Here is a 14796-nt window from a genome sequence, read left to right on the forward strand (position 1 = left end):
GCGCCTATTACTCAATATTCTGGATCTGCTCGCGCATCTGCTCAATCAATACCTTGAGCTCAACCGCCGATTGCGTGCTGTCAGCCACCACAGCCTTGGACGACAATGTGTTTGCCTCACGGTTAAGCTCTTGCATTAGAAAATCCAGCTTGCGACCACAGGCGCCGCCCTTGCGCAGTATTCGCAGCACTTCCTGCACGTGGGTGTCGAGCCGATCCAGCTCCTCCGCCACATCTATCTTCTGGGCCAGCAACGCCACTTCAGCTTCCAGCCGTTCCTCGTTGAGTTTGACGTCCAGCCCCTCCAGACGCTGCAAGAGCTTGTCTCGCTGCGCCTGTACCAGCTGCGGCATGGCTTGGCGCAGCCGCGCCGTAATAACCACTATCTGCTCCAGCCGCTGTTCTATCATCAGCTTGAGCTCCGCCCCTTCGCGTTCACGGCCAGCACTCTGCTCTGCCAGCGCTTGCGCAAACAGCGTCATTAACGCCTGCTGCACCTCGTCCGCATCCGGCTGAGATTCGCCCACCACCCCCGGCCATTGCAATATGGCCAAGGGGTCGATCGACGCGGGGTGATCCAATTTGCCGTGAATTGCTTGGGCAGCGGCCATAACCTCACCGGCCAGTGCATGATTGATTTTCAGGCTCTCGCTGCCCTCAGAACGCATCTGCAGGCGCAAACTGACTTCCACCTTGCCGCGCGAGAGATTCTTACGCAGCGCATCTCGCAACCCCGGTTCCAGATGGCGCCACAGCTCCGGCAGCTTAAACGTCAGATCAAGGTAGCGCTGATTAACGGAACGGATCTCCCACGCCGCCGTCCCCCAAGGGTATTCAGCGCGCTGATGCGCAAAGGCAGTCATGCTGCGAACAGACAAAGGCATTCTCCGGAATTGAAACAGATCGCTATTGTACTCACTCCGCACCAGGATTTAAGTGGGGGATTACCGCAACAGCCGAATTGACCGAGTGAGCTGCTATACTCTGCGCCCTTATTCAAACCAGCAGGAGTTTTATCTATGACCCGACCCAGTGGACGCCAGCCCAATCAGCTTCGCGAAGTACGCCTGACCCGACAGTTCACCTGCCATGCGGAAGGCTCAGTGCTCGTTGAAATGGGCAATACCAAGGTGATCTGCACGGCGTCGGTCGACACTTCGGTACCACCCTTTCTGCGCGGCAAAGGCCAAGGATGGGTTACCGCCGAGTACGGCATGCTGCCGCGCTCAACCGGCTCACGCATGGGGCGGGAAGCGGCGCGCGGCAAACAGAGTGGTCGCACCCAGGAAATTCAGCGCCTGATCGGCCGCTCACTGCGCGCTGGCATTGACATGAAAAAACTGGGCGAAAACACGATTCAGCTCGATTGTGACGTTATTCAGGCCGATGGCGGCACCCGCACCGCATCTATCACCGGGGCCTACGTGGCACTGGCCGATGCCATAGCCTCCATGCTTGAGGCTGGCACGCTCAAAGAAAACCCCATTGTTCAGCAGATTGCCGCCGTTAGCGTTGGCGTATACCAAGGTCAGCCCGTACTCGACCTCGACTATGCCGAGGACTCCACCGCCGAAACCGATATGAACGTGGTGATGGGTTCCAACGGTGGCTTTATTGAGGTTCAAGGCACCGCCGAAGCCGCACCATTTGCCCGCCAAGAACTGAACGGCATGCTCGACCTTGCAGAACAGGGCATAGAAGAACTGTTTGCCGCCCAGACAGCAGCGCTGGTTAAAAAGCCTTAAGCGCCACCGGGCTCCTCCCCCGATCGCGGCGGGAGGAGCACACACCGCGTTATTCAATATCGCGACGCCAATCCGTACCTTGCAGCTCTGCTTCCAGCTGCCGCGTTATCGTCTGCGGCGTATGGGTATTGCGTGCTAACAGGGCGTAGGCCAGCGGCACGACAAACAGGGTGAGCAAGGTTGCCACGCTGACCCCACTGGACACCACAATACCGATAACAAAACGAGCTTCGGCCCCGGCCCCACTGGCCAGTATCAGCGGTACCGCGCCCATGATTGTCGTGATGGAGGTCATCAGAATGGGACGCAGACGCTGCCCGGCCGCTTGCAGCAGCGCATCCTCAAAAGCCATGCCCTCGTCGCGCAACTGATTGGCAAACTCAACAATCAAAATACCGTTCTTGGTAGCCAAACCCACCAACATAATCAACGCCACCTGTGAATAGATGTTGATGCTCTGTCCAAACAGGTACAGGCCAATCAATGCGCCCGCCACCGCCAGCGGTACGGTGAGCATAATCACCAAGGGGTGGATAAAACTTTCAAACTGGGCGGCCATCACCAGAAACACAACCATCAGCGCCAGAGCAAAAATAAAATAGATGTCACCGCTGCTGGTTTTCAACTTCAAGGATTCGCCCTTGTAGTCGATCACTGCTTCCGGCGCGATCTCCCGCGTCAGATTTTCCATATAGGCCAGGGCTTCACCCAAGGTGTAATCACCCCCCACCGCGGCATCAATTGTAATCGCTCGCATGCGGTTAAAACGGTTTAGCGTTGCCGCGTCCGCGCGATCTTCCAGCGTGATCAGATTGGACAGCGGTATCAGCCGATCAGTGGTCACCGAGCGCACATAAATATTGTGGAGATCTCCCGGCGAGCGCTGCCCATCCGGCTCCCCCTCCAGAATGACATCGTATTCCTCACCCTCACGCATAAAGGTGGTTACCCGGCGCGAACCCAGCAGCGTTTCCAGAGTGCGATTGATATCGACCAGTTGCACACCCAGGGAGGCGGCCCGCTCGCGGTCGATCGATACCCGCAGCTGCGGTTTGCTTTCCTGATAATCGCTGTCCAAACCCACCAGCCCAGGGTTGCTCTGCGCCTCGGCTATGATGCGGTCACGCCACCGCGCCAGCTCATCGTAGTCGGCGCCGCCAATCACAAATTGCACTGCCTTGTTGGCGTGGCCGCCCAGTGCCTGCGGCATGACGGGGAACACCGAAACCCCGCTGATGTCGGCCACCCGGTCACGGGCGTCGGCCATGATGGCGTAAGAGTCGCGGCGCCCCGAGTCAAAGGGCGACAGCACGATAATACCCATTGCGCCACTGAAATCCTCACCACCGCCAAAGCCACGTGGCGCCCTGAGCAACAGCCGCTGAATATCCCCGGCCTCTACTAGTGGCATCAGCGCTTCTTCAATTTCCAATACCCGCTGACTGGTGTAGTCGAAAGATGCGCCTTCAGGCCCCTTAATGATGAGAAAGAAGACACCCCGATCTTCCTTGGGAGCAAACTCCTGGGGAATCTGTTTAAACAGTCCATAACAAACCGCAAACGCGGCGAGCAGCACCAGAGCCATGCCCAACGGGGCATGCAATGCCTTTTTCAGGCCCGCTTGGTATCGAACCTGAAGCGCATTAAAAATGCGATCGCCGGCTTTGCTCAGTGAATGGCGACCATTGTCTGCTTTAAGCAATCTGGCACAGATCACCGGCGACAAGGTCAGCGCGACCACGCTGGAAAAACCGACCGCCGTCGCCATCGCGATGGCGAATTCGCCAAACAGACGGCCCACGTCATCACGCAGAAAGGTTATCGGGATAAACACGGCGATCAGCACCAGAGTTGTCGCCACCACCGCAAAGCCTACCTGACGAGCACCGCGATAGGCGGCCACCAGCGGGCTTTCCCCTTCCTGCATGCGGCGATGAATGTTTTCCAATACCACAATGCCATCGTCCACCACCATGCCGATTGCCAGTACCAGCGCCAGCAAAGTCAGCAGATTCAGGCTATAGCCCAACCCGTAAAGCACCGTAAAGGTGGCAATCAATGACACTGGCACCGTCACCGCTGGCACCATCATCGCTCGCCAGTCACCGAGAAACAGCAGAATCACCAACACAACCAACCCCGCCGCAATAAACAGCGTGCTGTAAACCTCAGAAATGGCGCTTTCAACAAACACGGAGCTGTCAAAACTCTGCTTGATGTCCATGCCTTCCGGCAACGTCCCTCTGATCCGGTCACGCAGCTTTTTTGCTTCGCGAGTTACTGACAGGGTATTAGCCGTGCTTTGCTTGATAATGCCAAGCCCCACCATATTGATGCCGTTACCGCGAAACTGACGACGCCACTCAGCCGCACCGAGCTCCACCCGGGCAACATCTTTCAGGCGGATCAGGTAACCATCTTCCCCGCGACCGACCACCAGTTTTTGAAAATCTTCTTCGGTAAGATAGTTGCGATCCAGCTTGACAATAAAATCTCTGTCGACAGATTTGACTGTGCCTGCGGGTAACTCGACATTTTCACTGCGCAGCGCATTCTCGATATCGGTGGCCGTCAGTCCACGCGCTGCCATCGCTTTGCGGTCGAGCCAAATACGCATGGCGTATTCGAGACCACCGCTGACCCGTACCCGGGCCACCCCATCAATGGTCGAGAACCTATCCACCAGATACCGCTCTGCATAATCGGTCAGCTCAAGTGTGTCCATTGACTGCGAGGTGAGGTTCAGCCACATGATGACCCGCTCGTCGGCGTCACTCTTCTGCACTTCCGGTGCGTCGGCCTCCTGCGGCAGATTACCCATGACCCCCGACACGCGGTCACGCACGTCGTTGGCGGCGGATTCAATATCCCGACTCAGGTTGAATTCGATACTGATAGCGGACAGGCCATCAGCGCTCGACGAGGTAATGGTCTTGATGCCTTCAATGCCGGCAATGCTGTCTTCAATTAACTGGGTAACGCGCGACTCAACCACTGCCGCCGAAGCGCCCAGATAATTGGTGCGAATGGAAACGATCGGCGGATCGATATCCGGGTATTCCCGCAGCGGCAGACGCTCGAAGGAAACCAGGCCAAAGGCCACCAGCAACAGACTGATGACCACCGCAAACACAGGGCGCTTTACTGCGGTATCGGAAACCAGCATCTCAACCGACCTCACCGCCAAGTTCCGGCGCCGTCACACGTATGCCCTCGCGCAGGCGAGGGAAAGTTGCGCGCACAATTATTTCACCTGGCACCAGGCCACTGAGTACCTCAACCCACCCCGGCTGCCGCGACCCGATTTGCACGGTGCGACGCTGCAGGGTCTGATTGTCGTCGATCACCCAGACACTGTGCTGCTGTTCACGGGTAAGCAGGGCCGCTTCCGGCACCAGTAATGCGGTGCGCGGATTGCGCAGCAGGTCCACCGTCATCAACATACCGGGCTTGAGTAACCCCTCGGCATTATCAAATTCCGCGCGCGCCCGAATTGAGCGATCAGTGGTATTTACCCGGCTGTCAATCACCGTAACGTGGCCACTGAAAGGCTCATCGTAGGCAGCTGTTTTGGCGCGCAGTTCAAGCCCGGGTTTCAGCGAGCCCAATAACGCGGCAGGCACACTGAAGTCGAGCTTTACCGGATCAATATCGTCGAGCGTAGTAATGGCTGTTCCGGGCGATACCAGCGCCCCGGGGCTAACCATGCGCAATCCCAGCACACCGGCAAATGGGGCAGTGACGCGACGGTCGGCAATTCGCGCCTCCAACTCATCAATTTTGTGGCGCGCTTTTTCCAATGCCGTGCGGCGTTGATCCAGTTCGGTTTGAGCCGCCGACATGGTTTTAACCAGACCTTCCAACCGACGCACTTCACGCTGCTGTTCTGCAAGGTCGGCCTGGGCTGACGCCAGCTGGGCCTGCTCTTCCGCCTGCTCGAGTGTTACCAGCAACTGTCCAGCTTTTACCCGCTGGCCTTCGGTAAAATGAATCGCCGCAATAGTATCAGTCGCATTGGTGGTAATGGTGATCGATTCGTTGCCGCGCAGGCTGCCCAAGGCTTCCACCCGGTCGGCAAATTCTCGCGTTTCAACCGTATAGACGCTGACCGCAACTACTGGCGCGCTGCGCTCCGGCGCAACCGGCGATGGCTGAAACTGCCACCAAAGCGCAAGTAACAGGCCGCCAACGAGCGCAAGCCCGAGAAGTTTTTTCATGGAATACCCCACCAAGCATTTTTCTTTTGAAACGCACAAGCATGCGCAGGCTGGCTGAATCAGGGCGCTGTGAAAACAAACACTGCGGCCACAGTGTGCCCGCAGGGTTAGATAGCGTGAATGGAGATTAGTTTCGCTGCGCCAGCAATTTTCTGACGCGCTGTACAGCCGCTTTTACCTGAGCCGGCGCGGTGCCGCCCACGTGGTCACGCGCATTCACCGACCCTTCCAGGGTAAGCACGTCGAACACATCGGATTCGATGGTGTCACTGAACTGGCGTAACTCATCCAGACTCATCTGCGACAGGTCCTTGCCCGTATCGATGCCGTAAGCCACCGACTTGCCCACAATCTCATGTGCATCGCGGAAAGCGACGCCTTTGCGCACCAGGTAATCTGCCAGATCTGTCGCCGTGGAAAAGCCGCGCATCGCCGCTTCGCGCATAACCTCAGCATTGGCCGTAATTGCCGGCACCATATCGGCATAAGACTTCAGGCAATCACGCAGCGTATCGATGGTATCGAACAGTGGCTCCTTGTCTTCCTGATTATCCTTGTTGTATGCCAACGGCTGGGATTTCATCAGCGTCAACAGGCTCACCAGATGACCGTTCACGCGACCTGTTTTGCCGCGCACCAACTCAGGCACATCCGGATTTTTCTTCTGCGGCATGATGCTGGAGCCGGTGCAGAAGCGGTCGGGCAGGTTGATAAAGTTAAATTGAGCCGAGGTCCACAGCACCAACTCTTCACTGAAACGCGACAAATGTGTCATCACAATGCTGGCACAGGCCGTAAACTCAATCGCAAAATCCCGGTCGCTGACCGAGTCCAGCGAATTTTCCGTTGGCCCATCAAAGCCCAGCAACTGTGCCGTCAGCTCCCGATTGATGGGATAAGTAGTGCCAGCGAGTGCCGCGGCGCCCAGCGGGCAGCGGTTAACCCGCTTACGGCAATCCATCAGCCGCTCATAGTCGCGTTCGAGCATCGCATTCCAGGCCAGCAGGTGGTGACCAAAAGTAACCGGCTGCGCGGTCTGCAAATGGGTAAACCCGGGCATGATGGTGTCGGCTTCGCGCTCGGCCAGATCACACAACCCCTGTTGCAGGCGCGTAAGCTCACCGGCGATGCTGTCAATTTCGTCGCGTAGATACAGGCGAATATCCGTGGCGACCTGATCATTGCGCGAGCGTCCGGTGTGCAGTTTCTTACCGGTGATACCAATGCGGTCGGTCAGACGCGCTTCGATATTCATGTGCACATCTTCCAGGCTCACCGACCAGTTGAATTCACCGCGCTCGATCTCGCCGCGAATCGCTTCGAGCCCTTCGCTGATCTGACGATATTCGTCATCCGTGAGCACCCCTACGCTGGCCAGCATTTGCGCATGGGCAAGCGAACCATTGATATCGTGGTGATAGAGCCGCTGATCAAACCCGACAGACGCGGTAAAACGCTCGACGAATTGATCCGTGGGCTCGGAAAAGCGCCCGCCCCAGGGTTTGATATCTGCTTGCTTGTCACTCATAAATCGAGAATGTCCTTCCGCCGCGGTAGCGGCTGCCATCGACGCCGCTGTGTAAAAAGGCGGCATTATAGCACTCCTGCCCAGCGCGTTCGCCTTTCATTAAACAGTCACATTCCGCCGCGATAATCGTCGCCCGAAACATCGAGGATTTACGATATGGCAAGCACCGACACAGGCTCCCCCAGAGCGCAGCTGGTTGAAGGGCTCTGGCAGCTAAAACAGGTCTGCGAACAACAGGACGACCAGGGACTACGCCACCTGCACTTCAGCACACTCATGAAAGACCCGGACTACCGATTGGAAATACTGCACCGCGCCAGTACCAGTAAAAATCCTAAAATACGCCAACTGGCCGGCGAACTCAGCGCGATGGACAACCGCGACGTACTGGTTGCCCGCACCAACACCTCGGCGACGAGGCTGTCCTTGAATCCAGACGTCACAGCCACCCAGGCCCAGCAAGGTTTCGTCAATATCAGCAAACGCACCCAGCGCCGTTATCTGCTACCAAGCCTGCTGACCGTACTGCTGGTCATCTCCGCCAGCGCTGCCTGGCTGCTGCGCGATTCTCTGGGCCTGAGCAGCAACAAGGTAGCGGTCAGCGGGTCGTTGTTTGGTGACAACCGCTGGACCGCCGACAAGCATTGGCTTCTCGAAGACATCGTCTATGTCGAAGCCGGCGCACGACTGGTAATAGAGCCCGGCACAACCGTTCTTGGGAAAAACGGTTCGGCACTGGTCATAACGCGAGACGCAACCCTGCACGCCCGCGGCAGCATAGAAATGCCTATCGTATTCACTAGCGCCAACCCGGTTGGCAAGCGCAAAGCCGGCGACTGGGGCGGACTGGTCATGCTCGGCAATGCGCCGGTCAATATTGACGACGCGCGCATCGAAGGTGTGCCGGAGGGCGATACTCGCGCAGCATTCGGCGGTATCGACCCAAACTCCAATTGCGGCGTACTGGAATTTGCCCGTATTGAATTTGCCGGCTATGAGGCCTATGCCAACAACGAGCTCAACGGACTGACCCTGGGTGGCTGCGGCAGCAATACCATCGTGCGCAGCGTGCAGGTACACCATGCGCTGGATGACGGGGTGGAAGTGTTTGGCGGCACCGTCGACCTCAGAAACATTCTGATTACCGGCGCCGGCGACGACTCACTCGACTGGGATCTCGGCTGGCGCGGGCGCGTCCAGTTCCTGATTGTGCAGCAGTACCCAGGCATGGGCGACAATGCCTTCGAAGGGGACAACAACGGCGACAACCACACCGCCAGCCCCATCTCCGAACCCGAGTTTTACAACGTGACACTGATCAGCTCGGGCAATCCAGACAAATATCAACGAGCCATGACGCTGCGCGAAGGCACCGGTGGGCACTTCAACAATTTTCTGGTGCAAGGTTTCTCCGGTGAACTGGTGGATGTGCGCGATGAAGCCACGGTGCGCCGCATCGCCGACGGCAGCCTGAGTTTCAGCGGTCTGGTGGCGGAAAAAATTGGCGCCAGCGGCAACGGTTTTTTCAGCGACGAGAACGGCAAAGATGACGACAACGGCTTTCCCGAGGCCGAATACTTTGCCAGCATGGACGATATCTGGCTCGACAGCGATGCAGGCCTGACCTCTCGCGCCGCACACAACACCGCACCCGACTACATCCCACTGCTCAGCAACAGCGACCGCGCGCGCCAAGTAAAACGCCCCCAAGGCGAATTCTGGGACGAAGCGGCAACCTTCCTCGGCGCCATACGCCCCGGCATCAAACGCAGCTGGGTTGAAGGTTGGACAGCCTTCCCTGAAGCCTGATTGCAGCGCTCTTTCGACCGGGGCTATGCAAATCGGAGGGGGCCACAGGCTGACGACGATTCACAGACTGGCCCCACATGCATCAGTCGCGCACAGCCACCAGCCCGGCCCCAATCCACACCGGGGCTTGCGGTAGCGCGGCTGAACCGTATGATAGGGCACCCCGCAGTACTTGAAAGAGGCGCCATTTTGACCCGCACCGTCCGCATCGCCACCCGCGAAAGCCTACTCGCCCTCTGGCAGGCCGAATACATCAAGGCCGAATTGCAGCGCCACCACCCAGGGCTCGACGTAGAGCTGGTGGGCATGACCACCCGTGGCGACCAACTGCTGGATTCGCCGCTGTCGAAAATTGGCGGCAAAGCCCTGTTTGTCAAAGAGCTGGAACAGGCCATGCTGGAAGGACGCGCCGATATGGCCGTGCACTCCATGAAAGATGTGCCCATGCACTTCCCGGCCGGACTTGAGCTGGCTGTTATCTGCGAGCGGGAAGATCCCAGAGATGCGTTCGTCAGCAACCGTTTCGCAACCGTCGACGACCTGCCGCAAGGCGCCTGCGTAGGCACCTCCAGCCTGCGCCGCGAATGCCAGCTTCGCGCCCGGCGCCCGGATCTGGTGGTTCGCAGCCTGCGCGGCAATGTACAGACCCGCCTGCGCAAACTGGACGAGGGAGAATTTGACGCCATTGTACTGGCCGCGGCCGGTTTGATCAGACTGCAGCTGGAAGAACGCATCGCCAGTTTCCTTGACGAAGACTTATCTCTGCCTGCCGTGGGTCAGGGCGCGGTGGGTGTTGAAGTTCGCAGCGACGATACTGAACTGAAACAGCTGTTGGCACCTCTCAATCACAGTGACACCGACCTGCGGGTGCGCGCCGAGCGCGCCATGAACAATCGCCTCGAAGGCGGCTGTCAGGTCCCCATTGCCGGTTTTGCCCTGCTCGAAGGCGATCAGCTGTGGCTGCGTGGCCGAGTTGGCGCACCAGATGGCACCACCCTGCTCGAAGCAGAAGCGCGCGGCGCCAGCAGTCAGCCCGAGGCACTCGGCCGCGCCGTTGCAGAAGCCCTGCTCAGTCAGGGCGCTGGTGATATTCTGGCAGCGATTTATGGCAACACTGAGCGCTGAGGCACTATCAGGACTGCGCGTTCTGGTAACCCGCCCAAGCGAGCGCGCCGCTGAACTCATCACCGCCCTGCAGGGCGCTGGCGCCCAAGCCCTGCACCTGCCAGCGCTGGAAATAGCACCACTGGACAACGACAAACACGCGTCAGCACTACTGCAGGCACGCCAGTGCATTCTGGACCTCGATCACTACGACGACATCATTTTTATCAGCGTCAACGCCGTGGAACATGGCATGGCAATGATCGACAACTATTGGCCGCAGTTACCCGTGCGCCAATCCTATTGGGCCATCGGCAAGGCCACCAAAGACGCGCTGGCGCAGCACGGTATTCAAGCCTGTGGCGGTGACGGCGCCATGAACAGCGAAAGCCTGCTGGCCCACGCTGACCTGCAATCGCTCAGCCATCGCAAATTCGCTATCGTACGCGGCATTGGCGGCCGCGAAACCCTGGCAGACACCCTGCGCACACGCGGCGCCCGCGTGGACTATATCGAGTGCTACCAGCGCCAAGCGCCAGCGGGCAGCAACGCTGAGCGACTGAACGCAATCGCGGCGGCCAATATCAACTGCAGCGTGGTGAACAGTGGCGAAAGTCTGCACAATCTGACCAGCTGGTTGCCCTCAAATCACCGCCTGTTTCAGTGCCCAATAATCACACCCGGCGAACGGGTCGCTGCTCTTGCCGCAAAACTGGGCTATGCTAGAACTGTTGCCGCAGAAAACGCGAGTCTTGATGCTACGCTTTCTGCATTACTGGCGGCGCGTTCGGCTGCGCTTTCCCTGTAAAAGGAGCGCGCAGTCCATACTGCACCAGCGTTACCATTGACTAGGGGATACACTGCATGTCGGCAACCGACACGGCCGAAACCACACCGGAACCACCCGTACTCACCGAACAGCAATCAGCACCACCACCCAAACGCGGCGGTGGCTTTACTCTTTTTGTAGCACTGCTCGCCTTTCTGCTGGGTGGCGCCGCCTGCGGCTGGCTGGGCTACCAGTTCTGGCTGCAGCATCAGGGCAGCCCGGCACAAAAGCCTTGGCGCGAGGATCTGGTCAGTGCCGGTGAGAATCTGCGGCAAGAGCTCGCTACTGCACAGCAGGACGCTTTTGCGCGCTTGCGCCAGCAACTGACGACTCAGGATAAAGAGCTGCGCGAAACCCTGAAGCAGCAACAGCTGGTGTTGGAAAACAGCCTGCAACAGCAGGAACAACGCTTGAATCAGACCGCAGTACAACTCACCGCCACCCAGGAAAGGCTGAATGAAGCAGTGCGCCTGAATCGCGATGACTGGATTCTGGCGGAAGCTGAATACCTGCTGCGACTGGCCCACCAGCGTGCACAGCTAGGTGGCGACCTTACTCCGGTAAATGATCTGCTACTGGATGTGCAGCGCAAATTGCGTACGACTCAGGACAGCCGCACCGATGCGGTACTGACAGTACTCGCACGCGATCTGGAACACGTAAAGGACATTCTCGCCTTTGATGTCGGTGCGCTTCAGGATGAACTCGATAGCATTAATGCCGCAGCCATCGCCTTGCAACCCCTTGCCGACCGGAAAGTCAGGGCCAAACCGATCGCCCCGGCGCCGGAACCACCACCGGAACTCGCCTGGGATACAGTGTGGCCAATAATCAAATACGGCTTTGCCCGCGCCGCCGAAAAGCTGGATTCTTACATCCGGGTCAGCGATCGCGACGCCAGTTATCAGGAATCCGTAATCGCCGGCGGCCAACGCGAATTGTTTCAGGAAAACCTGCAGCTGATGTTCGAACAGGCTCAATGGGCGCTGACCAGCGGCAACCAAGACCTGTTCCGCAAGGCATTGGCCCGTTGCAGCGACTGGCTGCGCCGCTACTACAGAAACGGCGAAGCCGAGCAGGCTGTACTGGCCGACATCGAGCACTTGAGCCAGAAAACCATTCGCCCTGCTAACCCGCCGCTCACCGCTAGCATTGCAGCCCTTGCTGCGCTCATCGACCAGCGTCGCGAGGGGGAGGCCCAACCGTGATTCGCTATTTTTTAATCGCACTGGGCGCACTGCTGGCAGCCGCCGGCCTGGGAGTTCTTGTACAACGCGATCCCGGCTATATGCTGCTCGCCATTGGCAATGTGGCTATTGAAACTTCATTCTGGGTCGCTCTGCTGCTGTTTCTGCTGCTGTTGGGCGCTGGATACTACCTGCTGCGTCTGAGCCACTTTGGCTGGAGCGGCGGTTCGCGACTGGCGCGCTATCTTGGCCAGCGCCGCCAGCAGCGCAGTAACCGGCAGAGCAACGACGGCTTGATCGCCCTGGTAGAAGGGAACTACGACAAGGCCAAGCGCCTACTCACCCGACACCTTGACGATGTGGACGAACCGCTACTCAATTATCTGGGCGCCGCCTATGCCGCCAATGCGCTGGGTGATCCACGCGAGGCCAGCGCGCTGCTCGCCCGCGCCGAGCGCAACACTCAGGGCGCCAATGTAGCTATCGAACTGGTTCAGGCCCGCCTGCTGCTGCAGAACGGCCGCCTGGAGGAAAGCCTCGCCAGCCTGACCCGAGCCCAACGCAATACCGCTCGCCACCCCGCCGTACTGCGGTTGTTAAAATCAGTCTACCTTGGACTGGAAGACTGGGACGCCTTGCTAGCACTGCTGCCCGACCTGAAAAAGCACGGTGTGACCGACGCTGAAGAGCTCGAAACGTTGCGCCGCCACTGTATTTTAGGGCAGCTCAAAAGACATTCAGACGCCAGTAAAACCAGTGACGAAGAGCTCGCCCACTGGTGGCACAAACTGCCGAAGGATGTTCATCAGGATGACACCATGGTGGCCAGCTACGTGCGGCAGCTGATCAGCCGCAGTATGGATCGAGAAGCCGAAGACCTGCTGCGCAAACACTTGCGTAAATCCTGGCAGCGAGAGCTGGTCGAGCTCTATGGCAAAGTTGCCGGTCCCGAACCCGACAAACAGCTGCTCACCGCCGAGGCTTGGCTGCCCGAACGCACTAACGACGCCAGTCTGCTACTGACACTGGGTAGACTGAGCCTGCGAAACCAGCTGTGGGGCAAAGCCCGGGAATATTTCGACAACAGCTATCGCCTGGACCCCGGTCACGACGTGTGTGCCGAACTCGGTCGCCTGCTGGCGTACCTGGGCGAACACGAGCGCAGCGCCGCTTTCTTTCAGGAAAGCCTGCAGAAAAGCGGCGGCGCTATCGACGTAAAATTGCCATCGCGAATTAGCTGACCCTCCGCGCAGCTAACGCTTCATGCCGCCTCGGCGGCAATCGCGCGCACCGCCGTGGTGTCTCGTGAGCTCAAGAACGCCGGCCGCGGTGGCAAACCGCTGAAGGGCGCTTGCGGCGCGTTTTCCACACTGTTGTATACACACATAGCAATGCTGCGAGCATCTGCCGACAGGTTGTCGGGCGAGGCGTGCAACAGATTACACTCGTGAATCACCAGCGTGCCGGGCTCGCCGGTAATGGCCTTAATGCGCCGATTTTTTAGCACCCTTTGCATCATTTGCGGACTGGGCACGCCCAGCGTTTGCTGCCGCAATGAGGTTTTGTAATTGTCGGTGCCGGTCTGGCCCGCACAGGACACATACTGCCGGTGGGAACCGGGAATCACGTAAAGCGGCCCATTGTGGCTGTGATTTTCTGTCAGCATGACCCAGGCCGTCAGGGCCCGCATGCGTGGCATGCCATCCTCGACATGCCAGGTTTCAAAATCGCTGTGCCAGCTGAAGGCACGCCCTTTCAGTGGCGGCTTGATGTTAATGCGCGACTGCATGCGATATACCTCGCTGCCCAACAACTGCCGCGCTACCGCCACGATTCTTTCATCGCGAAAGCAGCGATCCACTACCGTGCTGTATGCGATGGGGTTGAACACGGTGCGCAATTCATTGCTGTCCGGTTCCAGAACCAGCTCTTCGCAGCCGCGCAGATCGCGCTTCAATTTGCCAATTTCGTTGCGCAGCGGCGCGACCATATCTGCCAATAACCCGGGAAATATCAGGTAGCCATTATCGCGATAAAACGCACACTGTGATTCACCAAGCGGCGTGTTGGCAGTCGAATACACCACCGGATCAAGTCGGGGCAGCAGGGCTTCTGAATCGCCCTGCCGCGAGGGGTAGAGATCTGCGGATGTTGCCATGCGGATATGCCTCCTCTACTGTGTTGACTCGTAAGTTTTGGTCGATCGAGCCGAAAGCTGGGAGGCCTGAAAATTGTCTCAGCAATTGAAACCTTGCAGGTAGACCGAAACCGGAAGTCGCTGACACAATTTCCAGGCAAACCGGGCAGTTTGCTTTCGGCACTGAGCTTAGGTGGGGATTGAATAGGTTTTTTCAAGGCACGCTGGCATTCCTGCCAGC

The 14796-nt window shown here is 58.4% G+C and carries 11 protein-coding genes; 6 read left to right on the forward strand and 5 right to left on the reverse strand.

The window, feature by feature from the left end; genetic code table 11:
- Nucleotides 1-7: 7 nt before the first annotated feature.
- Nucleotides 8-877: a YicC/YloC family endoribonuclease gene (locus AC222A_RS10150; RefSeq protein ID WP_372782501.1), complete on the reverse strand. Its 870-nt coding sequence runs from the start codon at nt 875-877 to the stop codon at nt 8-10.
- 141 nt (nt 878-1018) lie between these two features.
- Between AC222A_RS10150 and rph the strand changes: the two genes are divergently transcribed.
- Complete coding sequence (rph, locus tag AC222A_RS10155) at nt 1019-1744, forward strand: ribonuclease PH (protein ID WP_372760442.1); 726 nt, start codon at nt 1019-1021, stop codon at nt 1742-1744.
- Between the two features lie 49 nt (nt 1745-1793).
- On the opposite strand, the gene AC222A_RS10160 is transcribed toward rph, so the two are convergent.
- From AC222A_RS10160 to argH, 3 genes are all read right to left on the reverse strand, one after another.
- The gene (locus AC222A_RS10160) at nt 1794-4910 is read right to left on the reverse strand and encodes an efflux RND transporter permease subunit (protein ID WP_372749319.1); all 3117 of its coding nucleotides are present in this window, start codon (nt 4908-4910) and stop codon (nt 1794-1796) included.
- 1 nt (nt 4911) lies between these two features.
- On the reverse strand, nt 4912-5961 hold the full coding sequence (locus tag AC222A_RS10165; RefSeq protein WP_372796645.1) for an efflux RND transporter periplasmic adaptor subunit: 1050 nt from the start codon (nt 5959-5961) through the stop codon (nt 4912-4914).
- Nucleotides 5962-6088: 127 nt separating this feature from the next.
- The gene (gene argH / locus AC222A_RS10170) at nt 6089-7489 is read right to left on the reverse strand and encodes an argininosuccinate lyase (RefSeq protein WP_372765272.1); all 1401 of its coding nucleotides are present in this window, start codon (nt 7487-7489) and stop codon (nt 6089-6091) included.
- A gap of 156 nt (nt 7490-7645) precedes the next feature.
- Here argH and AC222A_RS10175 point away from each other — a divergent pair, with 156 nt between their 5' ends.
- The 5 genes from AC222A_RS10175 (at nt 7646) to AC222A_RS10195 (ending at nt 13659) form a co-directional block, all read left to right on the forward strand.
- Nucleotides 7646-9298, forward strand: coding sequence for a hypothetical protein (locus tag AC222A_RS10175; protein WP_486774930.1), 1653 nt, complete (start codon nt 7646-7648; stop codon nt 9296-9298).
- Nucleotides 9299-9448: 150 nt separating this feature from the next.
- Complete coding sequence (hemC, locus tag AC222A_RS10180; protein WP_372782554.1) at nt 9449-10423, forward strand: hydroxymethylbilane synthase; 975 nt, start codon at nt 9449-9451, stop codon at nt 10421-10423.
- Entirely contained in the window at nt 10404-11210 is an 807-nt protein-coding gene (locus AC222A_RS10185) for a uroporphyrinogen-III synthase (RefSeq protein ID WP_372748075.1), read from the forward strand. The genes hemC and AC222A_RS10185 overlap by 20 nt, the downstream gene beginning before the upstream one ends.
- A gap of 56 nt (nt 11211-11266) precedes the next feature.
- The gene (locus AC222A_RS10190) at nt 11267-12439 is read left to right on the forward strand and encodes a uroporphyrinogen-III C-methyltransferase (RefSeq protein ID WP_372748076.1); all 1173 of its coding nucleotides are present in this window, start codon (nt 11267-11269) and stop codon (nt 12437-12439) included.
- Nucleotides 12436-13659: a heme biosynthesis HemY N-terminal domain-containing protein gene (locus tag AC222A_RS10195; RefSeq protein ID WP_372758180.1), complete on the forward strand. Its 1224-nt coding sequence runs from the start codon at nt 12436-12438 to the stop codon at nt 13657-13659. The genes AC222A_RS10190 and AC222A_RS10195 overlap by 4 nt, the downstream gene beginning before the upstream one ends.
- Before the next feature lie 20 nt (nt 13660-13679).
- On the opposite strand, the gene AC222A_RS10200 is transcribed toward AC222A_RS10195, so the two are convergent.
- Entirely contained in the window at nt 13680-14576 is an 897-nt protein-coding gene (locus AC222A_RS10200; RefSeq protein ID WP_372748078.1) for a phytanoyl-CoA dioxygenase family protein, read from the reverse strand.
- Between the last annotated feature and the right edge of the window lie 220 nt (nt 14577-14796).

The sequence above is a fragment of the Litorivivens sp. genome (assembly GCF_057445395.1).

Bases quoted from the DNA above. Each gene is read 5' to 3' on its own strand.
- rph (WP_372760442.1), top strand. From the start codon at position 1,019: ATGACCCGACCCAGTGGACGCCAGCCCAATCAGCTTCGCGAAGTACGC.
- AC222A_RS10160 (WP_372749319.1), bottom strand. From the start codon at position 4,910: ATGCTGGTTTCCGATACCGCAGTAAAGCGCCCTGTGTTTGCGGTGGTC.
- AC222A_RS10165 (WP_372796645.1), bottom strand. From the start codon at position 5,961: ATGAAAAAACTTCTCGGGCTTGCGCTCGTTGGCGGCCTGTTACTTGCG.
- argH (WP_372765272.1), bottom strand. From the start codon at position 7,489: ATGAGTGACAAGCAAGCAGATATCAAACCCTGGGGCGGGCGCTTTTCC.
- AC222A_RS10175 (WP_486774930.1), top strand. From the start codon at position 7,646: ATGGCAAGCACCGACACAGGCTCCCCCAGAGCGCAGCTGGTTGAAGGG.
- hemC (WP_372782554.1), top strand. From the start codon at position 9,449: ATGATAGGGCACCCCGCAGTACTTGAAAGAGGCGCCATTTTGACCCGC.
- AC222A_RS10185 (WP_372748075.1), top strand. From the start codon at position 10,404: ATGGCAACACTGAGCGCTGAGGCACTATCAGGACTGCGCGTTCTGGTA.
- AC222A_RS10190 (WP_372748076.1), top strand. From the start codon at position 11,267: ATGTCGGCAACCGACACGGCCGAAACCACACCGGAACCACCCGTACTC.
- AC222A_RS10200 (WP_372748078.1), bottom strand. From the start codon at position 14,576: ATGGCAACATCCGCAGATCTCTACCCCTCGCGGCAGGGCGATTCAGAA.